Annotated in this window: 26 protein-coding genes; 12 read left to right on the forward strand and 14 right to left on the reverse strand. The window is 63.1% G+C overall.

Annotated elements, in window-relative coordinates:
* Positions 1–73: 73 nt before the first annotated feature.
* Positions 74–865 carry a DUF2189 domain-containing protein gene (locus Q7V31_RS02780; RefSeq protein ID WP_304732290.1) on the forward strand — a complete coding sequence of 264 codons (792 nt, stop codon included), beginning with the start codon at positions 74–76 and terminating at the stop codon, positions 863–865.
* Positions 866–922: 57 nt separating this feature from the next.
* Here Q7V31_RS02780 and Q7V31_RS02785 read toward each other — a convergent pair whose 3' ends face one another.
* Positions 923–2,179 (reverse strand): cytochrome P450, encoded by a 1,257-nt coding sequence (locus Q7V31_RS02785; protein WP_304732291.1) that lies wholly within the window; start codon positions 2,177–2,179, stop codon positions 923–925.
* A gap of 282 nt (positions 2,180–2,461) precedes the next feature.
* Here Q7V31_RS02785 and Q7V31_RS02790 point away from each other — a divergent pair, with 282 nt between their 5' ends.
* Together Q7V31_RS02790 and Q7V31_RS02795 are read left to right on the forward strand one after the other, a co-directional pair.
* A complete protein-coding gene (locus Q7V31_RS02790) occupies positions 2,462–3,634 on the forward strand; it encodes an acetyl-CoA C-acetyltransferase (protein ID WP_304732292.1) in 1,173 nt (390 codons plus the stop codon).
* Positions 3,635–3,831: 197 nt separating this feature from the next.
* Positions 3,832–4,560, forward strand: a complete 729-nt coding sequence (locus Q7V31_RS02795; protein WP_304732293.1) for a MerR family transcriptional regulator — start codon at positions 3,832–3,834, stop codon at positions 4,558–4,560.
* 22 nt (positions 4,561–4,582) lie between these two features.
* Here the strand turns inward: Q7V31_RS02795 and Q7V31_RS02800 are convergent, their stop codons facing one another.
* From Q7V31_RS02800 to Q7V31_RS02815, 4 genes are all read right to left on the reverse strand, one after another.
* Entirely contained in the window at positions 4,583–5,671 is a 1,089-nt protein-coding gene (locus Q7V31_RS02800) for an ABC transporter ATP-binding protein (protein WP_304732294.1), read from the reverse strand.
* A gap of 27 nt (positions 5,672–5,698) precedes the next feature.
* A complete protein-coding gene (locus Q7V31_RS02805) occupies positions 5,699–6,553 on the reverse strand; it encodes an ABC transporter permease (RefSeq protein WP_304732295.1) in 855 nt (284 codons plus the stop codon).
* Positions 6,550–7,467: an ABC transporter permease gene (locus Q7V31_RS02810; RefSeq protein ID WP_304732296.1), complete on the reverse strand. Its 918-nt coding sequence runs from the start codon at positions 7,465–7,467 to the stop codon at positions 6,550–6,552. Before Q7V31_RS02810 ends, Q7V31_RS02805 begins: the two co-directional genes overlap by 4 nt.
* A 235-nt stretch (positions 7,468–7,702) precedes the next feature.
* Entirely contained in the window at positions 7,703–8,794 is a 1,092-nt protein-coding gene (locus Q7V31_RS02815; RefSeq protein ID WP_304732297.1) for a PotD/PotF family extracellular solute-binding protein, read from the reverse strand.
* Positions 8,795–9,138: 344 nt separating this feature from the next.
* Between Q7V31_RS02815 and Q7V31_RS02820 the strand changes: the two genes are divergently transcribed.
* The 3 genes from Q7V31_RS02820 to Q7V31_RS02830 all read left to right on the forward strand — a co-directional run bounded on the left by Q7V31_RS02820 (position 9,139) and on the right by Q7V31_RS02830 (position 11,049).
* Entirely contained in the window at positions 9,139–9,825 is a 687-nt protein-coding gene (locus Q7V31_RS02820; protein ID WP_304732298.1) for a glutathione S-transferase family protein, read from the forward strand.
* Between the two features lie 207 nt (positions 9,826–10,032).
* The gene (locus Q7V31_RS02825) at positions 10,033–10,554 is read left to right on the forward strand and encodes a hypothetical protein (protein ID WP_304732299.1); all 522 of its coding nucleotides are present in this window, start codon (positions 10,033–10,035) and stop codon (positions 10,552–10,554) included.
* 132 nt (positions 10,555–10,686) lie between these two features.
* On the forward strand, positions 10,687–11,049 hold the full coding sequence (locus tag Q7V31_RS02830; protein ID WP_304732300.1) for an endonuclease domain-containing protein: 363 nt from the start codon (positions 10,687–10,689) through the stop codon (positions 11,047–11,049).
* 285 nt (positions 11,050–11,334) lie between these two features.
* Here the strand turns inward: Q7V31_RS02830 and Q7V31_RS02835 are convergent, their stop codons facing one another.
* Entirely contained in the window at positions 11,335–11,553 is a 219-nt protein-coding gene (locus tag Q7V31_RS02835; protein WP_304732301.1) for a type II toxin-antitoxin system Phd/YefM family antitoxin, read from the reverse strand.
* 523 nt (positions 11,554–12,076) lie between these two features.
* Between Q7V31_RS02835 and Q7V31_RS02840 the strand changes: the two genes are divergently transcribed.
* The gene (locus Q7V31_RS02840) at positions 12,077–12,301 is read left to right on the forward strand and encodes a DUF2061 domain-containing protein (RefSeq protein WP_304732302.1); all 225 of its coding nucleotides are present in this window, start codon (positions 12,077–12,079) and stop codon (positions 12,299–12,301) included.
* Between the two features lie 6 nt (positions 12,302–12,307).
* On the opposite strand, the gene Q7V31_RS02845 is transcribed toward Q7V31_RS02840, so the two are convergent.
* On the reverse strand, positions 12,308–12,946 hold the full coding sequence (locus Q7V31_RS02845) for a CoA pyrophosphatase (protein ID WP_304732303.1): 639 nt from the start codon (positions 12,944–12,946) through the stop codon (positions 12,308–12,310).
* 259 nt (positions 12,947–13,205) lie between these two features.
* Between Q7V31_RS02845 and ald the strand changes: the two genes are divergently transcribed.
* The 3 genes from ald (at position 13,206) to rpmF (ending at position 15,473) form a co-directional block, all read left to right on the forward strand.
* A complete protein-coding gene (ald, locus tag Q7V31_RS02850) occupies positions 13,206–14,324 on the forward strand; it encodes an alanine dehydrogenase (RefSeq protein WP_304732304.1) in 1,119 nt (372 codons plus the stop codon).
* Positions 14,325–14,477: 153 nt separating this feature from the next.
* Positions 14,478–15,086, forward strand: a complete 609-nt coding sequence (locus Q7V31_RS02855; protein ID WP_304732305.1) for an SPOR domain-containing protein — start codon at positions 14,478–14,480, stop codon at positions 15,084–15,086.
* Positions 15,087–15,290: 204 nt separating this feature from the next.
* The gene (gene rpmF, locus Q7V31_RS02860; protein ID WP_304732306.1) at positions 15,291–15,473 is read left to right on the forward strand and encodes a 50S ribosomal protein L32; all 183 of its coding nucleotides are present in this window, start codon (positions 15,291–15,293) and stop codon (positions 15,471–15,473) included.
* A gap of 83 nt (positions 15,474–15,556) precedes the next feature.
* Here rpmF and Q7V31_RS02865 read toward each other — a convergent pair whose 3' ends face one another.
* Positions 15,557–16,702 (reverse strand): serine hydrolase, encoded by a 1,146-nt coding sequence (locus tag Q7V31_RS02865; RefSeq protein ID WP_304732307.1) that lies wholly within the window; start codon positions 16,700–16,702, stop codon positions 15,557–15,559.
* Positions 16,703–16,747: 45 nt separating this feature from the next.
* Here Q7V31_RS02865 and Q7V31_RS02870 point away from each other — a divergent pair, with 45 nt between their 5' ends.
* Positions 16,748–17,050, forward strand: coding sequence for a hypothetical protein (locus tag Q7V31_RS02870; RefSeq protein WP_304732308.1), 303 nt, complete (start codon positions 16,748–16,750; stop codon positions 17,048–17,050).
* A 3-nt stretch (positions 17,051–17,053) separates the two neighbouring features.
* On the opposite strand, the gene Q7V31_RS02875 is transcribed toward Q7V31_RS02870, so the two are convergent.
* The 6 genes from Q7V31_RS02875 to Q7V31_RS02900 form a co-directional block, all read right to left on the reverse strand.
* Positions 17,054–18,136: a M14 family metallopeptidase gene (locus Q7V31_RS02875; RefSeq protein WP_304732309.1), complete on the reverse strand. Its 1,083-nt coding sequence runs from the start codon at positions 18,134–18,136 to the stop codon at positions 17,054–17,056.
* A gap of 21 nt (positions 18,137–18,157) precedes the next feature.
* Complete coding sequence (locus Q7V31_RS02880; RefSeq protein WP_304732310.1) at positions 18,158–18,589, reverse strand: hypothetical protein; 432 nt, start codon at positions 18,587–18,589, stop codon at positions 18,158–18,160.
* Between the two features lie 166 nt (positions 18,590–18,755).
* Positions 18,756–19,604 (reverse strand): aminotransferase class IV, encoded by an 849-nt coding sequence (locus Q7V31_RS02885; protein WP_304732311.1) that lies wholly within the window; start codon positions 19,602–19,604, stop codon positions 18,756–18,758.
* On the reverse strand, positions 19,601–20,197 hold the full coding sequence (locus Q7V31_RS02890; RefSeq protein ID WP_304732312.1) for an aminodeoxychorismate/anthranilate synthase component II: 597 nt from the start codon (positions 20,195–20,197) through the stop codon (positions 19,601–19,603). Before Q7V31_RS02890 ends, Q7V31_RS02885 begins: the two co-directional genes overlap by 4 nt.
* On the reverse strand, positions 20,194–21,603 hold the full coding sequence (gene pabB, locus Q7V31_RS02895) for an aminodeoxychorismate synthase component I (protein ID WP_304732313.1): 1,410 nt from the start codon (positions 21,601–21,603) through the stop codon (positions 20,194–20,196). Before pabB ends, Q7V31_RS02890 begins: the two co-directional genes overlap by 4 nt.
* A gap of 31 nt (positions 21,604–21,634) precedes the next feature.
* A complete protein-coding gene (locus tag Q7V31_RS02900; protein WP_304732314.1) occupies positions 21,635–22,711 on the reverse strand; it encodes an alpha/beta fold hydrolase in 1,077 nt (358 codons plus the stop codon).
* Positions 22,712–22,886: 175 nt separating this feature from the next.
* Here Q7V31_RS02900 and Q7V31_RS02905 point away from each other — a divergent pair, with 175 nt between their 5' ends.
* Complete coding sequence (locus Q7V31_RS02905) at positions 22,887–23,690, forward strand: SDR family oxidoreductase (RefSeq protein WP_304732315.1); 804 nt, start codon at positions 22,887–22,889, stop codon at positions 23,688–23,690.
* The last annotated feature ends 25 nt before the right edge of the window (positions 23,691–23,715 follow it).

Here is a 23,715-nt window from a genome sequence, read left to right on the forward strand (position 1 = left end):
TCTTCTGCTCATACTTCTACCCTGTCGGCTTCGATGCACCGGTATCCGCTTCGATGCAAAAGGGAGGGGGAAGATGGAGGGCCTGTCTGCGGATCGTCCCGCGCCGGGGTTTGAGGGACGGCCTATTCACACGATGGAGGCCGGCGATCTCCTCGCCGTGCTGAAGCTTGGCCTCGGAGACTTTCTCCGTGCGCCGCTGTTCGGTCTCGTCATTGGCGGCATGTTCGCGCTTATCGGCGCGGTTATCGTTCTGTCGCTGACCATCTGGGAAATGCCCTGGCTCATCTATCCCTTCGCGATCGGCTTTCCGCTGGTCGGGCCCTTCGCTGCTGTCGGCCTCTATGAGGTAAGCCGACGCCTTGCGGCGGGCGCCCGGCCTTCATGGCACGACGTCTTTGCCGTCGTCTGGGCGCAGCGTCGCCGCGAGGTCGCGTGGATGGCCTTCGTGATGCTCTTCGTCTTCTGGGTCTGGATGTATCAGGTGCGGCTGCTGATCGCGCTTTGTCTCGGCCTCATTTCCTTCGCCTCCTTCGAGCAATTCGTGACGGTCGTTTTCACGACGCAGCAGGGGCTCATCTTTCTCGCGCTGGGCCATGTCGTCGGCGCGGCGCTGGCGATGGTGCTCTTTTCGATCACCGTCTTTTCAATTCCGCTGATGCTCGAGCGCGAGGTCGACATCGTTACGGCGATGATCACATCGGTGAAAGTCGTGCTGCAGAGCCCGGTGGTCATGCTCGGCTGGGGCGTCTTTGTAACGGTTTCCGTGCTTGTCGCCTCGGTTCCGCTTTTTCTCGGCCTTCTCTTCGTGCTGCCGGTCTTCGGCCACGCCACCTGGCATCTCTACCGCCGCGCCCTGCCGCAATAGACGCATGAAAAAGGCGGCTCCCTGGAGCCGCCTTTTCTCTGTTTCTGTATCTGCCGCTTACGCCGCCTTGCGCTTCATCGAATAGCGGACCGGCAGCCTCTTCAAGCCGGAAACAAAGCTTGCCTCGACCCAGGCCGGATTGCCGGCCAGTTCGATATGGTCGAGGCGGGCCAGAAGTTCCTTGTAGAGGGCGCGGATTTCCATTTTCGCCAGGTGCTGGCCGAGGCAGAGATGGGCGCCATAGCCGAAGGCGAGATGCTTGTTGGGCGAGCGTTCGATCTTGAAGGCGAAGGGATCGTCGAAGGCGTCCTCGTCGCGATTGGCCGACCAGTAGCACATCAGCAGATTGTCGCCGGCCTTGATCTTCTGGCCGCGCAATTCGTAGTCCACCGCCGCGGTGCGGAAGAAATGCTTCACCGGCGTCGTCCAGCGGATCATCTCGTCGATGGCGCCCGGCAGCAGCTTGTCCGGATCGGCCTTCAGCTTGGCGAATTCCGCCGGGTTCTGCATCAGTGCCAGCAAGCCGCCGGCAGCCGTCGAGCTTGTCGTGTCGTGGCCGGCCGTCGCGACGATGATGTAATAGCCCATCGCCTCGAAATGCCCGATCGGCTCGCCATTGATCGTCGCATTGGCAATGATGCTGGCCACATCGTCCTTCGGGTTCTTGCGGCGGTCTTCGGTCATCGCCGTGAAATAGTTGAAGAAGTCGGTCACCGTGTTGACGGTTTCGTTGGCGTCCGGACGCTTCATGTCGGGGTCGGTGGCACCGAAGAGTTCCTGCGTTAGCTTCAGCATGATCGGCTCGTCTTCTTCCGGCACGCCGAGCACGGTCATGATGACGCGCAACGGATACCAGACGGCGACATCGGCGACGAAATCGCATTCGCCGCCTTTCGCTTCCAGCCGGTCGATATATTTCTCGGCCAGCGCGTCGACACGGGCCGAGATCGCCTTCAGGTTGGGCGGCATGAACCAGGCCTGCGTCAACCCGCGATAGGCGCGGTGGTCGGGATTGTCCATGTCGACCAGCGAGCGGATCAGCTTCGAATTGCCGCCGGTGAACTTCTTGACCTCTTCCTCGGTCTGGATCGTCTGCATGGTCAGGCGCGGATCGTTGAGAAAAATCTCGTTCTGCCGTTCGACTTCCATGATGTCGGCATGCTTCGACACGGTCCAGAAGGGACGGTAGCCCTCGGGCTCGGTCCAGCGCACCGGCGCTTCCTTGCGCAATTTCGCGAACAGCGCGTGGAAAGCGTCATTGTCGGCATAGGTCTTCGGATCGGCGATCGCATTGTCGACGCTCTTGTCGGTCATTTCCGTCCTCCTCCGCCGCTCTTCACGGCCTGTTCGTTCGTCGCGCCGCGCGGTGCGTTTCCGTTCAGCGCCGCCCAATGCCGCCGTGACGTTGCGTAAACCGCTAAATCCTTGCGGCACAAGGCTTTCCGCTAACTCTGCGCAGAGTTTCGGGGGCTGGCAAGGGGCACGTTTCCGGCTGGACAAGCGGGTTGCGGTGTACAAGATGTCGGTCAGAGCACCCCAAATGAAACCCGAGGTCGGCCCGCGTCGGCGCCTGGCCCAACATCAGGAGATACCGACATGGCGGAAGCCTATATCGTCGCCGCGGCCCGCACGGCCGGCGGCCGCAAGGGCGGCAGGTTGAAGGATTGGCACCCGGCCGATCTGGGCGGCAAGGTGATCGACGATCTGGTCCGCCGCACCGGCGCCGATCCGGCCCTCATCGAAGACGTGATCGTCGGCTGCGTCGATCAGGCCGGCGAGCAGGGCATGAACATCGCGCGCAACGCGGTGCTGGCGTCAAGCCTGCCCGAAAGCGTGCCGGCCACGTCGGTCGACCGTCAATGCGGCTCCTCGCAGCAGGCGCTCCACTTCGGCGCGCAAGCGGTCATGTCGGGGGCGATGGATATCGTCATCGCGGCCGGCATCGAAAGCATGACGCGTGTGCCGATGGGCATGCCGATTTCGCTGCCCTTCAAGAACGGTTTCGGCTTCTACAAGAGCCCGAACATCGAAGCACGCTACCCGAACATCCAGTTCAACCAGTTCGCCGGCGCCGAAATGATGGCGAAGAAATACGGCCTGACGAAAGACCAGCTCGACGCATTCGCCTATTCGAGCCACCAGAAGGCGATTGCGGCGACCCAGGCCGGTCTCTTCGACGCCGAAATCGTGCCGCTTGAAATCGCGCTGGAAGACGGCACGAAGGAAATGCACAAGGTCGACGAGGGCATCCGCTTCGACGCCAGTCTCGACGCCATCCGGAGCGTCAAGCTGCTGGTCGAGGGTGGCGCCATCACGGCCGCCTCCTCCTCGCAGATCTGCGACGGCGCCTCGGGCGTCATGATCGTCAACGAAAAGGGCCTGAAGGCGCTCGGCGTCGAGCCGCTGGCGCGCATCCACCACATGACCGTCGTCGGCGGCGACCCGGTCATCATGCTCGAAGCGCCGATCCCCGGCACCGAGAAGGCGCTGAAAAAGGCCGGCATGAAGATCGACGAGATCGACCTCTATGAAGTCAATGAGGCCTTCGCCTCGGTGCCGGCCGCCTGGCTGCAGGCGCTGGGCGCCGATCCCGAACGCCTCAATGTGCATGGCGGCGCGATTTCGCTCGGCCATCCGCTCGGCGCCTCGGGCACCAAGCTGATGACGACGCTGGTCCATGCGCTGAAGGCGAAGAACAAGCGTTACGGGTTGCAGACCATGTGCGAAGGCGGCGGTCTGGCCAATGTGACCATTGTCGAGCGTCTCTGAGGCGCATAACGTCGAACGCTTCTAAAGCGCAAAAAATGCCGGAAATGCAGGGGCGGGGCCGGAAGGCGCCGCCCCTTTTTGCCGCGAATCTTTCCATCATCTGCTAGAGTCGCGCATATGCGCTACGTATATCCAGGTCTGACAAGGGCGCGCGCCGAGCCGATGAAGATTCCAACCCCATAAAGATACCCTGCCGCATGAAGATGAAAGAACTCGAGGCCGCGACCGGCATTGGCCGCGAAACCATCCGTTACTACATCCGTGAAGGTCTGCTGCCCGAGCCGGTGCGGCCGAAGCGCAATGTGGCGACCTATGGCCGCGAGCATGTGAAGCGCCTCGACCTGATCCGGCGGTTGCAGCACGACCGGCATCTGCCGCTATCCGTCATCAAGGCCGTGGTGACCTCGGAAACGGGCGAGCCGGCGGGTGGTTTCGAATCGCTGATCGGGCTCGAGGTGGCGATGGGGCCGCTGCTGTCCGACGGGCGCAATCTGGCGCCGAAGAAGATCGGCGACGTCGCCCGGGAAACCGGACTTGAACTTGCCGAGATCCGGGGGTTCGAGGATATCGGTTTCATCGCCATCGACCGCCGCGATGGCGGCGAATGGCTCAACCAGCGCAGCGTCCGGCTGATGGAAATCATCGCGCAGACGCGCGTCGAGGGATACACGCCCGATATCGGCTACACGATCGAGAGCTATGGCATCTATCCGCAGATGATCGAACTGCTGGCGCGGCGCGCCGTGGTGGGTTTCTACTCACGCCTCGGCGACAAGCTCGACCAGCCGGCCGCCGCCAAGCTCGCCGTCAACGGCATCCGGACTTTGAGCGAAATGGTGCCGCTGATGCTGATCGAGAAGATCGTGCGCGAAGTCGAAAAGATCAGTGCCAGCGGTGTCCTGCCGACCCCTGAAGACGACGTCTGAGAGCGGCGAAACCGGCGCTTTTCTAATCCCCCAGCACCAGCGTGTCGGCCTTGCGCCAGTAGATCCAGTATTCCTCGCCGGCCTTGAAGGTGAATTCCTCGACGTCGCTCGAGACGTTGGAGATGTCGGCCTGCAGCGGCGCGCCGAGGCCGATGTCGAAAAAGACATTGCTGTAGCTGCCGAAATAGGCAACCTCGCCGACCTTGCCCTTGACGGCGATCACGTTCGGATCGGTCGGCTTGTGATCATCGACGAAAATCTTTTCGGGCCGGACCGCCAGCGCCACCGGGCCCACCGCCGTGCCTTTCAGCGTCACCTCGCCGATCTTCGGCGCGGTCACCTTCACCTGGCCCTCGCCCGCGCTCACCGCGGTCGCGTCGATCAGGTTGATCTTGCCGATGAAGTCGGCGACGAAGCGGCTTGCCGGCGTTTCGTAGAGGCCGGTCGGCGGCGCCACCTGCTGCACCTTGCCCTGGTTCATCACCGCGATGCGGTTGGCCATGGAGAGCGCTTCCGACTGGTCATGCGTGACGATGACGAAGGTGATGCCGACGGTCTTTTGCAGCCGCACCAGTTCAAGCTGCATCGCCTCCCTGAGCTTTGCGTCGAGCGCCGAGAGCGGTTCGTCGAGCAGCAGCACCGAGGGGCGCTTCACCAGCGCGCGGGCCAAGGCGACGCGCTGGCGCTGGCCGCCCGACATTTCGTCGGGCATGCGCTTGCCGAGACCGCCGAGCTTGACGAGGTCGAGCGCCTCGGCCACGCGCTTCTTGATTTCGCCTGAGGGGCGGCGGTCCATCTTCAGCCCATAGGCGACGTTCTGCTCGACCGACATATGCGGAAACACCGCATAGGACTGGAACACCATGTTGACCGGGCGCTTGTTGGGCTGGACCTTCGCCATGTCGTGGCCGTCGATAATGACCTGGCCCGCCGTCGGGATTTCGAAACCCGCCAGCATCCGCAAGAGCGTGGTCTTGCCGCAGCCCGAGGGCCCCAGCAGCGCGAAGAACTCGCCACGCTGAACCTCGAGGCTGACATCGTCGACTGCCTTGACGCTGCCGCCATAGACTTTCGAGACGTTCTTGATCTGGATGAGGGGCGCTTCGGACATGTGATCTTCCGGTTTCGGGGACAGACGTTAATGGGCGGACTTGCCGATCATGTTGTTGCGGTTCTGCAGCCACAGCGCGATCGTGGTCACGACCAGCGTCAGCAGAATCAGGACGGTCGAGGCCGCGTTGACTTCGGGCGTCACCGAGAAGCGCACCATCGAATAGATCTTGACCGGGAAGGTGACGGTCTCGGGCCCGGCGGTGAAGAAGGTGATGACGAAGTCGTCGAGCGACAGCGTGAAGGCGAGCAGCGCGCCGGCGATCAGGCCGGGCTTCATGTGCGGCACCACGATGTCGCGAAAGACGCGATATTCGTTGGCGCCGAGGTCGCGCGCGCATTCGGCAAGCTCGCGGTTGAAGTTTTCGAGCCTGGCCCGGATCACGATGGCGGCGAAGGGAAAGGCGAAGGCGATATGGGCAATCGTGATCGAGCCGAGATTGAACGGCCAGGGCAGGCCGGTCGGCCAGCCGATGCGGGCGAAGAACACCATCATCGCGACGCCCATGCAGATTTCGGGAATGACGATCGGCAGCGCCATGCCGCCTTCATAGACGGCCTTGCCCGGAAAACGGTAGCGCCACAGCACATAGGCGGTCAGCGCGCCGAGGATCGTGCTCACCACCGTCGTCATCAGCGCGATGGTCAGCGAATTGCCGAAGGCGATCATCAACCCTTCATTGTTGAAGAACTTCACGTAGTAGTCGGTGGTGAAGCCGCGCCAGACGACATTGCGGCGGCTGTCGTTGAAGCTGAAGGCGATCAGGCCGAGGATCGGCGCATAAAGGAAGAACAGCGTCAGCGTGACGATGGCGCGCAGCCAGAAGCGCCGCGCATAGTCGAGCGGGCCGATCGGGTCGGGGTTGCGGCGGAAGAGGCTCATCTCTTGTCTCCTCTTCCTTCCTTGCGCATCAGCACAGCCCTGAGCGCCAGTGCGAAGAAGGTTGCATACATCAAGAGGAAGCTCAGCGCGGCGCCGAAGGGCCAGTTGTTGGCCTGCTTGAACTGGCTGGCGATCACATTGGCGATCATGTAGCTGTCGGTGCCGCCCAGCAGGTCGGGCGTCAGGTAAGAGCCCATCGCCGGAATGAAGGTGATGACGATTCCGCTTGCGATGCCCGGCAAGGCCAGCGGCACGACGATCGTAAAGAAAGTACGCGTGTGGCCGGCGCCGAGGTCGAGGCTCGCTTCGAGATAGGAGCGGTCGAGGCGGTCGAGGGCGGCATAGAGCGGCAGCACCATGAAGGGCAGGCTGACATAGACCAGGCCGAAGATCACCGCCGTGTTGTTGTAGAGCAGCTGCAGCGGCGTGAACGGGCCGATGATCGTGTTGTCGCCGAGGCCGATGAAGGAAAGCGCCCAGTCGGCATGGGTGACGATCCATTCAAGCCCGCTATTGATGAAGCCGTTGGTCCTGAGCACCGCGATCAGCGCATAGGTGCGGATCAGCAGGTTGGTCCAGAAGGGCAGGATCACCAGCAGCAGCAGCCACATCCGCATGGTCGGCTTCGAAAAGACGATGGCGATGGCGACCGGAAAGGAAACGACCAGACAGATCGCGGTCGTCGCCGCGGCCATCCAGATCGATTTCCAGAAAATACCGAGATAGAGCGGTTCCAGCGCCCGCATATATTGCTGGAGGTTCCAGTCGAGCGTGATGTCGACGACGCCGGTCTTGGAACTGAAGCTGTAAAGCCAGATCAGCGACAGCGGAATGATGAAGAACGTGACCAGCCAGAAGGTCGGCGGCACGATGACGGTCCAGAACGTCCGGGCCGAATTCTTCCAGTTTTCCATCTATCGAAACCCCCCACAGGGCACACGGAACTGATGTATCTGTATTTATATATCAAGTCTCGCAGCAACTGACACGCTTGTGCCTGTGCCACATGACCAGAACCCCACGCGTCATGGCCTGCCCCCTTGATTATAAAGGCGGGCGGATCATGACGCCGATAGAAAATGCAGCGTCATGAAAGCTGCCGTAAACAAAAAAAGGGCGGGCAATTTCTTGCCCGCCCGTGCGCCGCCCTCAGGCGGCGTTGATCTTGGTGCAGAGGTCTTCGCGCATCTGCGACACTTCCTCGCCGAGATATTCGGCGAATTCCGACACGGCGACCACGTCGTCCGGCGGGAAGATGTCCTCGTTCGACTTGTAGTCCTCGTCCATCAGCTCGTAACCCGCCTTGTTGGGCGTCGCATACTGGATGTAGTCGGTGATCAGCTGGTTGGGCTCGGGCGCATGGATGTAGTTGATCAGCGCATGGGCGTTGTCGACGTTCGGCGCATTGGCGGGGATCGCCAGCACGTCTTCCCACAGAATGCCGCCTTCCTTCGGAATGACGTAGTCGATGTCGTCATCCTCGGTCATCAGCTGCACGATGTCGCCGTTATATTCCATCGTCACGTCGACTTCGCCGGCCGCCAGCAGGTCCTGGCCGTTATCCTCGGCAAAGGCCTTGATGTGCTTCTTCTGCTTGATGATCAGTTCGGCCGCCGCTTCGTTCTCGGCCTTGTCGGTCGAGTTCAGCGAATAGCCGAGATATTTCAGCGCGCAGCCCAGCATCGTGCCGCAATCGGACAGCAGCGCGATCTTGTTGGAATACTGGTCGCTGTCATAGAGATATTTCCAGCTGTCGGGCACGCCGCTTACCGCCGACTTGCGGTAGCCGATGCCGACCGTGCCCCACATATAGGGCAGCGAATATTTGCGGCCCGGATCGAAGGGTTCGTCCATGAAGCGCGGGAAGATGTTCGAAATGTTCGGGATCTTCGAATGGTCGAGCGGCTGCACCATGTCGGCCGCCATCATGCGGGGCAACCAGTCGTTCGACGGCACGATGACGTCATAGGCGACATTGCCGCCGCGCATCTTGGCGAAGAGTTCCGACACGTCGGCAAAGGTGTCGACCGTCACGCGGATGCCGGTTTCGGACGTAAAATCCTCCAGCGTCGTCTCGCCGATATAGGTGTCCCAATTGGCGAACACCACGCTGCCCGCGCCCTGCGCGGACGCGAATTTGGGCATCGCGGTCAGGCTGATGCCGACCGCGGCCGTTCCCGTCATGAACTGCCGGCGCGACAGCGCCTGGATCAGTCCGGCCATGCCTTTTCTGCGATTCATCGAATTCATCCTCCGGTTTCGTGTCTGGGCCCCCTCCCGCCGGTCGCACGGAGGCGGCCCGGGGGTTAATCAGTGTTCAACGGTTTTGCCGCCAGCGCAAGCAAAGCCCGTGTTTTCGGCGCTGCAACGGGCCGCGCTGTCGAGAATCCTAAACAGCGGACCGTGGCCGGAATGCGGCGGTTTTCTGTGGCGCAAAATGAACATTCGGTCATGTTTCGCGCCCGTCCCTTGTGTTGTCGGCGGCGCGTTCCAAGATAGGGGCGGCCGGTAAAATGGCAGATGTCATGCCGTATCCGGCGCCTGCCGGCAGACCGGATCGCGATTTCAGGGAAGGCAACACAGTCATGATCGACCTCTACACCGCCTCGACGCCCAATGGCTGGAAAGCCTCCGTCACGCTCGAGGAGCTTGGTCTTCCTTACAATGTCCATGCCATCGCGCTGCAGAAGAACGAACAGAAGGAACCCGCCTTCCTGAAACTCAATCCCAACGGGCGCATTCCGGCAATCGTCGACCGCGATGAAGGTGATTTCGCGGTCTTCGAGTCGGGCGCGATCATGCTCTACCTTGCCGGGAAAACAGGCAGGCTGATGCCGGCGGATGCAAAGGGCCGCTCGCGCGTCACGCAATGGCTGATGTTCCAGATGGGCGGCGTCGGTCCGATGATGGGCCAGGCCAATGTCTTCTTCCGCTACTTCCCGGAAAAGATCCAGCCCGTCATCGACCGCTACCAGAACGAATCGAAACGCCTCTTCACCGTTCTCGACGGCCATCTCGCGGACCATGAATATCTCGCCGGCGACTATTCGATCGCCGACATCGCCAACTGGTGCTGGGTGCGTACGCATAAATGGTCGGGCGTCGAGATCGACGATCTGCCCCATCTGCAACGCTGGCTCGACGCCATCGCGGCGCGCCCCGCCGCGCAGAAAGGCATCACCGTTCCGGTCGATCTCGCGGCGCTGCAGAAAGGCGATGGCGAAGCGGCAAAGAAGTTTGCCGAAGAAGCACAGAAGATGGTGCAAAGGTAATATTTCTCCCCTTCCCAATCGGGGAGAGGGATTGAAGCGCCACGATGGTTTGATCAGACTGAGGAAATAAATGGTGACTCCATATCTCCCTCTCCCCAGCGGGGAGAGGGAGATAAAGGGCGTCCCTCAATTCCCTCTCCCTATCGGAGAGAGGGAAGGGTGCGGGGCCTTGGCGCCCGAACAATGACGAGACAGGAAAGAAAGACCGTGTCCGACATCGAAGTCATGCCCGCGCGCCCGGAAGAAAAACCCGTCCTCGCCAATCTGATGCAGCTCTATATCCACGACTTCTCCGAACACTGGTCGGGAACGCCGAATGGCGAATTGCGGGATGACGGGCGCTTTGCGGATTATCCGCATCTCGACAGCTACTGGTCCGGTCCTGCCCGTGTGCCTCTGCTCATCCGGCAGGGCGGCGCGCTGATCGGCTTTGCGCTGATCAACGATCACGCCCATAGCGGCCGTCCGGTCGCGCGCAACATGGCCGAGTTCTTCATCGTCCGCAAACACCGGCGCGGCGGCGCCGGCATGGCGGCCGCGCAGGCGATCTTCAGCCGCTGGCCGGGCACCTGGGAAGCCGCCATTGCGCGCCGCAACGTCGCGGCGCTCACCTTCTGGCGCAAGGCGATTGCCGGCCATCCGCTTGTTTCGGCGATCGAGGAAGAAGACATTTTGACGCCCGACTGGAACGGCCCCGTCATCTGCTTCCGGATAGGGGCGGGGGATTGAAGCGTCACGATGGTTTGATCAGACTGAGGAAATAAATGGTGACTCCATATCTCCCTCTCCCCATCGGGGAGAGGGAAGGGGCCCGCCGATGCGGCGAAGCCGCGTCGGTGGGAAGGGTGAGGGGGACCACGCATGAAGCGGCAAAATATTTCCCGCGCGCGCTCCCTGCGTATCAACCGAACGGATGCCGAAGCCCGTCTCTGGCTCCATCTCCGCAACCGCATGCTCGGCGGCGCCAAGTTCAGGCGGCAGGTGCCGGTCGGCCCCTATATCGCCGACTTTCTCTGCGCCGAGCACATGCTGATCGTCGAACTCGATGGTGGTCAGCATGCGGACAATCCGGCCGATGAACGGCGCACCCGTTTTCTGGAATCGAAAGGTTACCGCGTCATTCGTTTCTGGAACCCCGATGTGCTCACGAACACGGATGGCGTGTTGGAGATGATCCTCACCGAACTGGACAAGACCCCTCACCCTTCCCACCGACGCGCCTGATGGCGCATCGGTGGGCCCCCTCCCTCTCCCCGGAGGGGAGAGGGAGATAAAGGGCGTCCCTCAATTCCCTCTCCCCAACGGGGAGAGGGGTGAGAGGACACAAGAAAAGGTCCAGTGGACCTTTTCGTCCTCGAACGACGCCGAAGGCGCGGAAGGGTGAGGGGGCCGTCCGGGCGATGAAGAAACATAATGCTCAGTCTACGAATTAATTTCGTCCGAGTCCTTCACGCGCCGTCCCGCGCCCGCCCATCCCACTCCTTCAGCGCCTTGCGGGCGAATTCGAGCTTATAGGTCATCGAGCTCGACGGCGACGCGCGGCCCGGTTTCGCGCGCGCGGATTTTCGCCGCGTCCTCCAGGTCTTCGATCCGGTCGAGCAGCGCTGCATAGGTGGCGGCCGGCACGATGTAGAATTCCGGGCTGTTGCAATTCAGGATGGCGAAGGTCTCGCCCTTCGCTTCCGTGACGCATCGCATCGGGTTTTTCTTGAAATCCGAGATGCTCATGAACCGTCTTGTCCGCAGTTCGGTCAGTGCCGTTCCGATGCCATCCGCACGAGGCCCCATCTTTCGCGCCATCGATCGCTCCATCTATCGGTTTCGACTTCGGGACCGCTCCATTGCCGTTCCCCGGATCAGGCGTCTCCGCGCCGTGTCGGGTTGTCTCTTTTTCGTCGCTGACTTCGGCGCCAGGGAGAGGCCCTCCGTTTATCTTCGCCGACCTGCCGGGACCGGGGATAAGTTCGCCCATTTTCGGTTTGTGACAGTTTTATGACAGTTTCGTGACAGAGGGGGGTCCGGCTGCCGCGCGCTGCTGTCACAATCGGGTTTTCCGGCCCAAAAACGGCTGAAATCCGCGGGTTTTCGCCGGTTCCGGCGGGTTTGTGACAGTTCGATGACAGCGCTGCCAGCCGACTGCCGGATAAAATGGCTGAAAGCCGCCGATTATCCGCCTGTCCTTGACATCGCGCTCCTATTTCCTTAAATAAGAATAAGTCGCAATAGCGATTGTGAAACAGGACAGAGCATCATGCGCGACCTCGCCAAGACCATGACCTACGGCACGCTTCACTTCACGGTGGGCTTCGGCGTCGTCTATGCGCTGACCGGCGAAGTCGCGATCGCGGCCGGCGTCGCCTTGATCGAGCCCGCCGTCAACACGGTGGTCTTCTATTTCCACGAAAAGGCATGGGCCAGCTTTCCGGCCAAGACCTTGAAAAACATCGGCTTTCGCCCGCCGCTGCGGGCCGCCTGAGGCGCCTCAGCGCCAGGCCCAGACCGGCTGTTCGAGGTCGGCGACGCGGGTCGCGCGGCCGCGCAGGCCCACTTCCGCAAACTGATAAAGCAGCGCTGCCGTCGGCGCATGGACATGAGTATCGCCGAGATAAAGGCGGATCACCGGCTGCTTGCTTTCGGCGATCGACAGAAATTCCGGCGAGCCCTCGCGTGTCAGCTCGGTGAGCGCGAAAGAATGGATCGAGGCGACCTCGCCGGGATTGGCCTTCATGGCGCCGATGTCTTCGGCCCAGGTCACCACGGGGGTGATCAGGTAGCCCGAACGCGTCGGATAATCGTCAAGTATTCCAATGACTTGCGAGGGATGAAGCGTCAGCGCCACTTCTTCCTCGAGCTCGCGCAGCGCCGCCTCGACCGGCGTTTCATCGCCGTCGAGCCGCCCGCCCGGCAGCGCCCATTGGCCGCCATGGGCGTTGAGGCGCGGCGCGCGTTTGGTCAGCAGGAAGGCGGCCTGATCGCCGCTTTCTCCGTGTACGGAACAGGGAACGATCGTGATCGCCACCGCCGCGCGCTTCAGGCCGTCGCCGGCGCGGGCCGCACGCGGGAAGGCCGCAAGCCTTTCGGTCAGGCGGGTTTTCAGGGCGTCGTCGAAGCGGTGGGGCATGGCAAGGCTTTTAGCATGAAGCGCCGGGGTGTTTAATATCCGGGTGCGGCGGCCGGGGCGGCGGATTTATCCCCGCCGCGCCGGCGGCGCAATCGCCAATGGTACCAAGGCCTTGGCCGCGTTTTCGCGGCGCGGGTCCGGCCCGCCCCGGTGTTTATGATCCTCGACACATATCCCCGATTGGCCCCCCGCCTCATCTTGGAGTTGGCCCCGCGCGGGTCTACACTTTTTCCGTTCTCTCACCCCCCGCGAGGCCACCATGCGCATCGGCGTTCCCAAGGAAATCAAGGTCCATGAATACCGCGTCGGCATGACGCCGCCGGCCGTGCGCGAGGCGGTGCATCACGGCCATCAGGTGCTGGTGCAGAAGGGCGCAGGCGACGGTATCGGCCTTTTCGACGCGCAATATGAGGCCGCCGGCGCGACGATCGTCGATACGGCAGCCGAAATTTTCGCCTCCGCCGAGATGATCGTGAAGGTCAAGGAACCGCAGCCGGCCGAATGGAAAATGCTGCGCGAGGGCCAGATTCTCTTTACCTACCTGCACTTGGCGCCCGATCCCGAACAGGCGCGCGGGTTGATCGAGTCCGGTTGCATCGCCATTGCCTATGAGACGGTGACGGATGCGCGCGGCGGCTTGCCGCTGCTGGCGCCGATGTCCGAAGTCGCCGGCCGCATGTCGATCCAGGCCGGCGCCCATTGCCTCGAGATCGCGCAGGGCGGGCGCGGCATGCTGCTCGGCGGCGTGCCGGGCGTGCCGGCGGCCAAGGTCGTCATTCTCGGCGGCGGCGTTGCGGGCACCAATGCGGCGCGCATGGCGATGGGGCTTGAGGCGCATGTCACCGTCATCGACATCGCGCTGCACCGGCTCTACGAGCTCGATCTGCAATTCGGTTCAAGCCTCAACACGATCTATTCGACGGTCGATGCGATTGAGGAAAGCGTGCTCGGCGCGGATCTTGTGATCGGCGCCGTGCTGGTGCCGGGCGCGGCGGCGCCGAAGCTTGTCACCGAGGACATGGTCCGGCGGATGAAGAAGGGTTCGGTGCTGGTCGATATTGCCATCGATCAGGGCGGCTGCTTTGCAACCTCGCATGCGACCAACCATGCCGATCCGACCTATATCAAACATGAGGTCGTTCACTATTGCGTCGCCAACATGCCGGGCGCGGTGGCGCGCACCTCCACCTTCGCGCTCAACAACGCGACCTTGCCCTTCACGCTGGCGCTGGCCGACAAGGGCTACCGCAAGGCGCTTGCCGACAATCCGCACCTGATGGCCGGTCTCAATGTCCATCGCGGGCAACTGACCTATCGGGCGGTTTCCGATGCGCTGGGCGAGCCCTATTACAAGGCCGAGAGCGTGCTGGCGGCTTAACGTCAAGTATTTGAAATCGCTTGGATATTTCTCGGGCCCGGGGATAAATGTGCCAATCCGGGGCGGGTTTTAAACGCTAATTAACCATAGGCGGGCAGACTTTGCGTCAGGCCGGTCCCTCGGGATCCGGCACGGCTGCAAGGGGGCTTGCCCATGTTCGACAAGATTCAGCGCGATCGTTTCTGGCTGGTCCTCGGGGCGGTGTTGATTGCTCTTTTCGTCGTCCAGAAGGAGCGCGGTATCGTCGAGCCGCGTCAGACGGTGCAGTACGACCAGCGCGCGATGACGCGTCTGGTCGAGAAAGCCATTGAAATTCCGGTGGTTGCCGCGCAATCGGCGGTTCGCCCACCATTGCCGCGTCCGCCGCTCCAGCAGGTTGCTTGGCACGATCCCCATGCCGATCTGATCACCGGCTCGCTGGCGGCCTCGGCACCGCGTCCGCTGGCCCGTCCGGGCCGCGGCGGCGCCATCACCACGGCATCGCTGGCCGCACCCGCCGCCCTTCCGTCCGCCAGCCGCTACTATGTGCAACTCGGCAGCTACACCTCCATAGACCGCGCCAGCCGCCGTTATTTCGACGTACTGGGCCGCGAGCCGGACCTGCAGGGCAATGAGCGCGTTTCGATCGACAGCGCCACTATCGGCGGCGAGACGGTTCACCGGGTCCGCATGGGCGCCTTCGGCAGCGAGGCCTCGGCCCGTGCGGCCTGCGCCCGGGCTGCCGTGCCTGCCGACGAATGCGCGGTCGTCCGCCTCAACTGAGGTGCCGGGCGGCTGATTTTCGGCTGCTTGTGGACTTCCGCGCCGGTTTCACTGTATAAGGCCCGCCAAAGGCCGTTCCGCCAAGCCGATATTCGAGGCGGGAGCGGCCAATATTCTGTTTTCAAAGCCTTTTTCGCGAGGGCAGGGGCGCCGGGCTCAATCCGGCCAGACCGTTCCCCGCGAACCAATCGGAGCGTCGTCGCCATGGCCGTCCCCAAGAGGAAAACCACCCCGTCGAAGCGCGGCATGCGCCGTTCGGCCGATGCGCTGAAGCAGCCGACCTATGTCGAGAACCCGGATTCGGGCGAGCTGCACCGTCCGCATCATGTCGATCTGAAGTCCGGCATGTATCGCGGCAAGCAGATCCTGAAGCCGAAGGCCGACTGAGCCTTCCGACGCTTCGTCGAACATTTCAACGCCGCCTCACCGAGGCGGCGTTTTCGTTTGTCGCTTGCGTCTGCGCTGAGGCGTCAGGGCGCTGCGTCGATCATGTCGGCGGCGTCGATCACTTCGGCAATCAGCGCGACAAGCGGCGCCGGGTCGTCCTGGTAGGTCACGCCCAGCACCACCAGAACCATGTCGCGCGACGGCACGATCAGCACGAGTTGCGCGCCGAAGCCGCGCGCCATGAACGTGTCTTCGGGCAGTTTGTCGGAAATGGCGGGCACGCCCGTTTCCGGGTTTCGCGCATTCAGCCAGAAATGCGCGCCATAGCGTCCGCCTGAATGACGGGCCGGGGTGCGGGCATGATCGGCCCAGCCCTCCGGCAACAGGCGCTTGCCCGCCCAGACCCCGTCGCGCAGATAGAGATAGCCGAAGCGGGCCCAGTCCTGCGCGGTCATGTGAACGAAGGACGAGCCGATAAATGTGCCGCTGGCATCGAATTCCGGCACGGCGCTTTCAAGGCCGAGCGGGCGAAAGAGCTTTTCCCGCATGATGGCATTCATCGCGGCGGCGTCTTCTGCGCCCGTCACGTCCTTGAGAATGCGCGCGACAATATTGCTGCTGCCGCTTGAATAGGACCAATGGGTGCCGGGTTCGTGATTGAGGCGCAGGCTGGCGGCGTAATGGGCCATGTCCTTGCGCCCGATGCCGAAAAGCATGTTCAGCACATGGGATCGGGAGGGGTCGTTATAGACTTCCTCGAAACTCAGGCCCGATTGCATGCGCAGCAGGTCTTCGATGCGGATGGCCGCACGGCGATCGCCGGCATGCCGCTGCCATTCCGGCACCGGCGCGGGCGCGTCGATGTCGAGCCGGCCTTCCATCGCCAGAATGCCGGTCAGCGCGTGGGTGACGCTTTTTGCCATCGACCAGGACGGAAAGAGTGTCGTCTCGTCGAAACCGGCGCGGTAGGCCTCGCCCGTGATCCGGCCACCCTTGACCACCAGAAGCGCGCGGATGCCGGCCAGATGCGGATCGTCCTTTTCGGCGAAGACGCGGGCGAATATTTCGCCGAGCGGAGCAGGTGTATCGGCGCGCGGCCAGCCGCCATCCGGCCAGGCGACGCCTTGCGGCTGCGGCGGCAGGGGCACCGCCCCGAGCGGGCCGGGTGCTGCGAGGATGGCCAGAAGGCCGATAAGCGCGACCGCGCGATGCATGGACAGAATGGTCACGGAGAGGTACTCCTCGGAAAGACGATTCAGCATAAAGGCCGGCGCATGAGGATCAAATTTATCGTCTCGGCGGTTGTGCTCGCGGTGGTGATCGGTCTGGCACTCGGTCCGCTGCAGCATATGGCCGCGAATGCGGAAGTGGGCGCGCGGGCCGTTGCCAAGACCGCCTGTTCCTGCGTTTTTGTTGCCGGGCGCACGCTTGAAGAATGCCGCGCCGACGATCCGCCGGGTTTCGAGCGGGTGAATGCCTCGGTTGACGTGGCAGCGGCAGAAGTCACGGCCTCGGTGCTCTGGCTGGTTCGGGCAAGGGCGCAGTATCGGGGCCGCGAGGGCTGTCTGACCGACTAGGCGCTATTCGCTCAGGCCCGTCAGCGCCTCGGCGCAGACCTTGCGGGCCTGTGCCGTCACGGCTTCCTTCCAGTCGCTTTCATCGACATAAAAGGCATCACGAATCTGTTTCGCGATGGCGGCGGCCTGCGGATTTTTCGCCCCGCCGTTCTGGTGCAGCCAGTTGTCGGCCTGCAGCGCCACCGTCACCTCGCCGATCGGCACGGTGCCGAATTCAAGCCCGCCGGCGGTCACTTCGCGGCCTTTCAGCTCATCGGCAAAACAGACCGTGATCGAGCCCGGCACATTCGATGACAGCGAGCCGCCGCCCACCGTCGAGCGCACCCTGTCGCCCCACCAGCGCCGCATCCGCTTGAAAGTGCTGCTGGATTCGGGCTCGGTGCAGATGATCTCGCCTTCCCCCCGGACCCCGAGGCCCGAATGCATGTCGAGAAAGGCGATGCGCTCGGCCGTACCCATTTGTTCGCGGATGATCGCGCGCAGGGTCCGGTTCGACCAGACCGGTTCGCGTCCACCATATTGCACGCCGCCCGGATGATCGTACTGCCCCGCCGTCAGCGCATGCTGCATGGCCGCCGGACCATGCTCGGCCGCATAGGCCTTCATGCGGGCGCGGCTCGCGGCCATGGTTTCCGGTGCGAGGTCGCGCGGATTGATCGCGTCGAAAAGCGCCTCATAGCCGGCGTTTTGCGGGTGCGGCTTCGAATGATCGAGGAAATTGCGGTTGAGATCGACATTGTCCTCATTGACGCGGCGATCCCAGGCAAAGCCGTAAGGGTTGATCGCGTGAATGAGCACAAGCGCCGTCTCGGGCGGCAGGTCGCGGGCAAAGCCTTCGCTGAGCAGCGCCGTCTGGATGCCCGAGCCGCAATAGCCCTCGACGCCATGCGTGCCCGAGCCGATGCCGAGGATGCGGCTTGCGTCGGCGGGACCGATACGGGCGATGTCGGTCGCCAGCGTTTCGCCGGCAGGTCCCTTCATCGGGTGTTCGCGCGCCGAAAGCGTGGCGCCGGCAGCTTCGGCGGCCGCCCGAAAACGGCGGCGCGCCTCGCTATAGCTTGCCGAGAAATATCGGGCCGCCGCCATCTGTCTGCCGCCGCCGGGCGGCTATTTCATAATCACCATGTCGCTGGCGAGCTTGTTGAGCTTCAGGCCCATCCAGGTGTTGATCACCACATCGGCAACCGCAACTGTGCCGAAGAGCCAGAGGATACCGGCCAGATGATAGGGAAGCTCACTGGCGCCGTTGAAATGCTGGACGGCGGCATAGCCGACCAGCGCCAGCGGAACGAGCGACAGCATGATGTCGACCAGAAAGCGGGTTTCCTGCCCGACCGGCTGGTTGACGACCGCCAGTGCCTGTAACGAATAGTAGCCAATGGCAATCAGTCCGGCGAGGACTGCCAGATTGAATGTCTGTTCGGGCGTGTCGAGTGCCGGCGCATACCCGCCCCAGAAGACAAACCAGATCAACGCCGCAAAAATCAGCGATGAACTCTCGCGAACAATCAATGCGATGGTTCCAATTATCCGCATCATGGCCGTAACTCCCCGAGTTGTTCCGGCCATGTCCGGCCGCGTCTTGCTGACCCTCCCCCCGGTGGGCCGTATCTCAGCGAAGCATCGTGCCATTCCGGGAAAAAGTCCAGAAGCCTTGAATTTTCTAGGACTTGCGCCCCGGTGCAGGGTTAACGGCAGGCGGCGCTCAGCCGTTTCTTTCCGCTGCATCGAGCAGGAGTTCATAGGCGGCATTGAGGCGCGCGGTTTCCGGATGCGCCGGCAGCGCCTTCCCGTCGATCCGGGTCAGCGGCACCATGCCCATCAAGCTGCTGGTCAGGAAGGCGCCACCGATATGCGACAAATGCGTGGCTTCGATCCGGTCCTCCAGCACTTCGATCCCGAAGTCTGGCGCGAGTTCGAGGATCGCGGCGCGGGTTATTCCCGCCAGAATGCCGCAATCGACCGACGGCGTGATCAGCCTGTCGCCATCCCAGATGAAAATATTGGCTGCGCTGGCGCAGGCCAGATGTCCGTCGATATTGAACATCAATGCTTCCTCGGCGCCGCGCGCGCGGGCTTCTTCTTTCGCCAGTACGTTGTCGAGATAGGCAATCGCCTTCAGTTGTGCCGAGGGCGAGCGGTTGTTCCGGCGCGGCGTTGCCACAATCGCCGACAGGCCTGCCGGCGGCGCGGCTGCGGACGCGGCGGTGATCAGCAGCGTCGGCTTGGGGTCGGCTGGCAATGCGAGGCCGCGCGGGCCGGGGCCCCGCGTCAGCGTCAGCCGCAGCGCCGCGCGTGGCGCGTCGGCCAATCTGTTGGCGTCGAGCAATGCCGTGCAGGCCGCGGCAATCCGCGCCGGATCGAACGGCAGCGCCAGACCGATCGCATTGGCGCCGTGCCTCAATCGCAGCAAATGCGCATCGAGGAAAACCACCCGGCCCCGCCGCACCAGCATGGTTTCGAAAAGGCCGTCGCCCAGCAGAAAACCGCGATCGGTCGGGTCGATCCGCGTTTCGCCGGCGGGGGCCAGTTCGCCATTGAGCCAGACGATCATGCGGGCGCCTTCTCGCGATGGTTGACGCCGGCCAGCGTGAGGAAATTCGCAAGGAGCGCGTGCCCATGTTCGGTCAGCACCGACTCGGGATGAAACTGCACGCCGAATACCGGCAGCGTTTCGTGCGCCAGCGCCATCAGCGTGCCGTCTTCGGCAAAGGCCGTCGCGCGTAAAGGGCCGTTTTCCGGCAGTTCGGCAATCAGCGAATGATAGCGTGCGGCTGTAAACGGATTTGGCAGGCCATGAAATATCCCCGCTCCGTCATGGGCGATGCGCGCGGGCTTGCCATGTACCGGCCTCGCGGCGCGGCGGATATGGCCGCCAAAGGCGGCGGCAATGGCCTGGTGACCAAGGCAGACACCGAGGAGCGGAATGCCGTTTTCCGCGGCCGCGCGTGTCAGCGGCACCGATATGCCCGCCTTGTCCGGTCCGCAGGGACCCGGCGAGAGGAGGATCGCCTGCGGCCGCAGCGCCACGGCTTCCTCAACCGTGATGGCATCGGTGCGGATGGTCCGGCGTTCATGCCCGAGTTCGCCGATATATCGCGCTAGGTTGTGAACGAAGCTGTCGAAATTATCGATGACGAGAATCATGCGTGCGCTCCGGCGACGGCGGGCGATGCGGCATCGGGCGCCGTATCACCTGTGGCCTCAAGCACATGGCGCATGTCACGGGCCTTGGCCAGCGTTTCCTCATACTCGGCCGCGGGATCGGAATCCGCAACGATGCCGCCGCCGGCCTGAAAGGTGACGCGCCGGTCCTTCACGATCATGGTGCGAATGGCGATGGCGGTGTCCATGGCGCCGTCGGCGCCCAGGTAACCGATGGCGCCGCAATAGGGGCCGCGTGCCGTCGGTTCCAGTTCGGCGATAATTTCCATGGCGCGCAGCTTTGGCGCGCCGGTCACCGAGCCGCCGGGAAAGCAGGCGGCCAGAAGGTCGGCCGCCGTCGCATCGTCCCGCAGGCGCCCGCGAATGGTCGAGACAAGGTGATGGACGTTCGCGAAGCTTTCGAGTGCGCAGAGCTTTTCGACGGTCACCGAGCCGTCGGCGCAAACGCGCGAAATATCATTGCGCAGCAGATCGACGATCATGACGTTTTCAGCGCGGTCCTTTTCCGACGCCATCAGGTCGGCGGCCAGACGCCGGTCTTCATCCGGCGTTCGACCACGTGGCCTTGTGCCCTTGATCGGCCGGGTCTCGACCGCGCCGTCGCGGCAGGCAAGAAAGCGCTCGGGTGAGGAGGACAGGATCGCGCCCTCACCGAAATTGAAAAAAGCGCCAAAGGGCGCCGGGCTCGCCGCACGCAGCCTCAGGTAGAGCGCATAGGCAGCGTCGCCTTCGGCAAGACGCGCCTCGAAGCGCTGCGAAAGGTTGGCCTGGAAGATATCCCCGGCATAGATGTCGTCGACCACTTGTGCGACCGCGCGCTCATATGCGGTGCGCGTGAAGTTCGACGTGATCGTTGTTGGCGCAACGCGCGCTGTGGACGGCAAGGGTCCCGCCGCCTCGAAGCGTGCGCGCATGCGGGCGGCGCGTTCGGGCCCGCCGGTCGAAAACGACCAGGCGCGGCGCGCGATCATGTCGAAGGCCAGCACCGTGTCGTAAAAGCCCAATGCCATGTCGGGCAGGTTCTGGTCATCGACCGCGTAGGGTGGTGCTTCCGGCGGCAGGCGCTCCAGCGTGCGGCCGAGGCCATAGCCGAAGAAACCCGCCGCGCCGCCGATAAATGGCGGCTGGTCCGGGCGGGCGGCTATGCGCGGCAGCGCTGCCAGCTTTGCCTTCAGCACCGCAAAAGGTTCGGGCTCGATGGCGATGCGCAGCGTCACGCTGTCGGCCGGATCGGCGGCGATGAAGCTCCAGCGGCCATGCAGCGACGGGTCGCGGCCGGGTCCCGCCGTCGCACTGTCGAGGAACAGCGCGAAGGGTTCGGCCGCAAATGCATGAAATGCCTCATGCGGCGGACGCCACGCCAATTCCTGAACGAGCGGTTCGGTCACGTCGGTTGCGCCTTCCTTTTGGCGGGTCTTGTCAGGGTAGTGACGGCTCGCCGGCTTCGCCCTTGCCGGGGCCGCAGCTCGCGCATTGCCGCGCCTCCATGCGGGCAAGCGGGCCACGCGGTTTGCCGCTCGCGCCGCCGGACGTAAGGTTGGTACCCTGCATGGACAGAAATTCGATCAGCAGGCGGCTCACCAGCGGCGCCTGTGTGAACGTCATGTTATGCCCGAGGCCGGGATAGGAGCGAAGCTGCGCCTGCGGCATCAATTCCATCAATTTTTCCGCATGTGCGAAGGGGACGATCACGTCGGCCTCGCCCCAGATGACCAGAACAGGACGTGGTGAGCGGCCGGCGGTCGCGTAAGCATCCTGCGCCGCACCGAGCGGATAGTGGCGCATGGTCGAAAGCAGGGCGTCGCCATAACCGCGATACTCGAGCTGTCGGTTGAAGTCGGCCAGAAAGGCGCCGGGATTGGGCGCGCTTGCGGCCTCCTTGGCTGCGGCATTGTAGAAAAGCCGGGCATCAAAAAGGCGCATGATCCAGTCGCCAATCAAGGGTCGGCGCAGCAGATCCATGTTGCTGTCCGTTGCGATGCCGAGGCCGGCGGGTGCAATCAATGTCAGCGAACGGACGCGTTCGGGATGGCGCGCGGCGAAAATCGTGGCGATAGCGCCGCCCATCGAATAGCCGACGAGGTCGACACGGCGATTGATCGCCAGTGCATCGAGCAGTTCATCGAGTTGCCGGTCGAATAGATCGGCGTCGTAGACCGCGCCCGGGCGATCCGAAAGGCCGCGCCCGAAATTGTCGTAGGCAAGCACCCGGTAGCCCGCATCGGTCAAGGGCAGGATATGGTCTTTCCAGACGAATGAAGGTGTCGAAAAGCCGTGGATCAGAACGACCAGCGGCGCGTCGTCGCGGCCCTCAAGCCGGTAGTGAACCGTTCCGCCCGGCAGCTCGATGAAATTGTAGGCGGTACCTTGCGCCGTCAACGCCGCACGCGCCGCTTCATCGATTGCGGGCCGCGCCTTGCCGGCCGCCCAATAGCTCATCGACATGATCAGCAGAACGGCGACCGCCAATATGCCAAAGCCCTTCACGAATGCCATGATGTCACAAACTTTCCGATGTGCCGCCGGGTTCCAGTCTTCCGTTGCGGAAGGCCTGCCCGAAAGCCAGTCTAGTGTGTTGCCGGTGCCGCCACAAATGGCGCGCAGGCTTGCGGGCATGGTCAAATGCGGGCTTGATGCGGCGCAAGTGATGGCGAAATGACGGAGCCCCCCCATGCAAGACGCGTTCAAGGAAAAAGTACTCGCGGGCAAAACGGCCTTTGTTGCCGGCGCCTCCAGTGGCATCAATCTGGGCATTGCGCAGCATTTTGCGCGGGCAGGGGCCAAAATCGCCCTTATCAGCCGCAGCCACGAGAAAATCACGGCCGCTGCGAAGACGATCACGGATGAAGGTTTCGAAGCCGTCGGCATGGCAGCCGATGTGCGCGACTTCAATTCGGTCGAGACCGCGATGATGCAGGCTCAGAAGCGGTTCGGCAATTTCGATATCGTGATCTCGGGCGCGGCCGGAAACTTTGTTGCGCCGGCGCTCGGCATGTCGTCCAACGGCTTCAAGACCGTCGTCGATATCGATCTCATCGGTACCTTCAATGTTCTGCGCGCATCCTTTCAGTTTCTCAACAGGCCGGGCGCTTCGCTCATTTCCATCACGGCGCCGCAAGCGGTCAATCCGTCGCTTTTTCAGGCCCATGTTTGTGCGGCGAAAGCAGGCATCAACATGCTGACGAAGTGTCTTGCGATGGAATGGGGACCGGCTGGCGTCCGCGTCAACGCGATTTCACCGGGCCCCATTGCCGATACCGAGGGCATGGCGCGGCTGGCGCCGTCGCCCGAGGCCGAAAAACTCATCAAGTCGCGTATTGCATTGCGCGACTACGGCAGCAAGACCGACATTGCCGATACGGCGCTCTTCCTCTCGACCGACAATGCAAAATACATCACCGGTACCATTGTCGACTGCGATGGCGGCTCGAAGCTTGGCGATGCCGGTGCCGATGCGCTGGGCGATTTCAAGTAGCGCCCGAAGTCTGGACAACGGAACC

It is taken from the genome of Parvibaculum sp., from assembly GCF_030651915.1.
Taxonomy (GTDB): Bacteria; Pseudomonadota; Alphaproteobacteria; order Parvibaculales; family Parvibaculaceae; genus Parvibaculum.

What these genes read in the sequence shown, in the direction of transcription:
- Q7V31_RS02780 (WP_304732290.1), top strand. Translation starts at nt 74, where the DNA reads ATGGAGGGCCTGTCTGCGGATCGTCCCGCGCCGGGGTTTGAGGGACGG.
- Q7V31_RS02880 (WP_304732310.1), bottom strand. Translation starts at nt 18,589, where the DNA reads ATGATGCGGATAATTGGAACCATCGCATTGATTGTTCGCGAGAGTTCA.
- Q7V31_RS02800 (WP_304732294.1), bottom strand. Translation starts at nt 5,671, where the DNA reads ATGTCCGAAGCGCCCCTCATCCAGATCAAGAACGTCTCGAAAGTCTAT.
- rpmF (WP_304732306.1), top strand. Translation starts at nt 15,291, where the DNA reads ATGGCCGTCCCCAAGAGGAAAACCACCCCGTCGAAGCGCGGCATGCGC.
- Q7V31_RS02815 (WP_304732297.1), bottom strand. Translation starts at nt 8,794, where the DNA reads ATGAATCGCAGAAAAGGCATGGCCGGACTGATCCAGGCGCTGTCGCGC.
- Q7V31_RS02900 (WP_304732314.1), bottom strand. Translation starts at nt 22,711, where the DNA reads ATGGCATTCGTGAAGGGCTTTGGCATATTGGCGGTCGCCGTTCTGCTG.
- Q7V31_RS02835 (WP_304732301.1), bottom strand. Translation starts at nt 11,553, where the DNA reads ATGAGCATCTCGGATTTCAAGAAAAACCCGATGCGATGCGTCACGGAA.
- Q7V31_RS02785 (WP_304732291.1), bottom strand. Translation starts at nt 2,179, where the DNA reads ATGACCGACAAGAGCGTCGACAATGCGATCGCCGATCCGAAGACCTAT.
- Q7V31_RS02830 (WP_304732300.1), top strand. Translation starts at nt 10,687, where the DNA reads ATGAAGCGGCAAAATATTTCCCGCGCGCGCTCCCTGCGTATCAACCGA.
- Q7V31_RS02810 (WP_304732296.1), bottom strand. Translation starts at nt 7,467, where the DNA reads ATGGAAAACTGGAAGAATTCGGCCCGGACGTTCTGGACCGTCATCGTG.
- Q7V31_RS02805 (WP_304732295.1), bottom strand. Translation starts at nt 6,553, where the DNA reads ATGAGCCTCTTCCGCCGCAACCCCGACCCGATCGGCCCGCTCGACTAT.
- Q7V31_RS02885 (WP_304732311.1), bottom strand. Translation starts at nt 19,604, where the DNA reads ATGATCGTCTGGCTCAATGGCGAACTGGCCCCCGCCGGCGAAACGCGG.
- Q7V31_RS02905 (WP_304732315.1), top strand. Translation starts at nt 22,887, where the DNA reads ATGCAAGACGCGTTCAAGGAAAAAGTACTCGCGGGCAAAACGGCCTTT.
- Q7V31_RS02790 (WP_304732292.1), top strand. Translation starts at nt 2,462, where the DNA reads ATGGCGGAAGCCTATATCGTCGCCGCGGCCCGCACGGCCGGCGGCCGC.
- Q7V31_RS02875 (WP_304732309.1), bottom strand. Translation starts at nt 18,136, where the DNA reads ATGGCGGCGGCCCGATATTTCTCGGCAAGCTATAGCGAGGCGCGCCGC.
- Q7V31_RS02890 (WP_304732312.1), bottom strand. Translation starts at nt 20,197, where the DNA reads ATGATTCTCGTCATCGATAATTTCGACAGCTTCGTTCACAACCTAGCG.
- Q7V31_RS02855 (WP_304732305.1), top strand. Translation starts at nt 14,478, where the DNA reads ATGTTCGACAAGATTCAGCGCGATCGTTTCTGGCTGGTCCTCGGGGCG.
- Q7V31_RS02845 (WP_304732303.1), bottom strand. Translation starts at nt 12,946, where the DNA reads ATGCCCCACCGCTTCGACGACGCCCTGAAAACCCGCCTGACCGAAAGG.
- Q7V31_RS02870 (WP_304732308.1), top strand. Translation starts at nt 16,748, where the DNA reads ATGAGGATCAAATTTATCGTCTCGGCGGTTGTGCTCGCGGTGGTGATC.
- Q7V31_RS02795 (WP_304732293.1), top strand. Translation starts at nt 3,832, where the DNA reads ATGAAGATGAAAGAACTCGAGGCCGCGACCGGCATTGGCCGCGAAACC.
- ald (WP_304732304.1), top strand. Translation starts at nt 13,206, where the DNA reads ATGCGCATCGGCGTTCCCAAGGAAATCAAGGTCCATGAATACCGCGTC.
- Q7V31_RS02820 (WP_304732298.1), top strand. Translation starts at nt 9,139, where the DNA reads ATGATCGACCTCTACACCGCCTCGACGCCCAATGGCTGGAAAGCCTCC.
- Q7V31_RS02840 (WP_304732302.1), top strand. Translation starts at nt 12,077, where the DNA reads ATGCGCGACCTCGCCAAGACCATGACCTACGGCACGCTTCACTTCACG.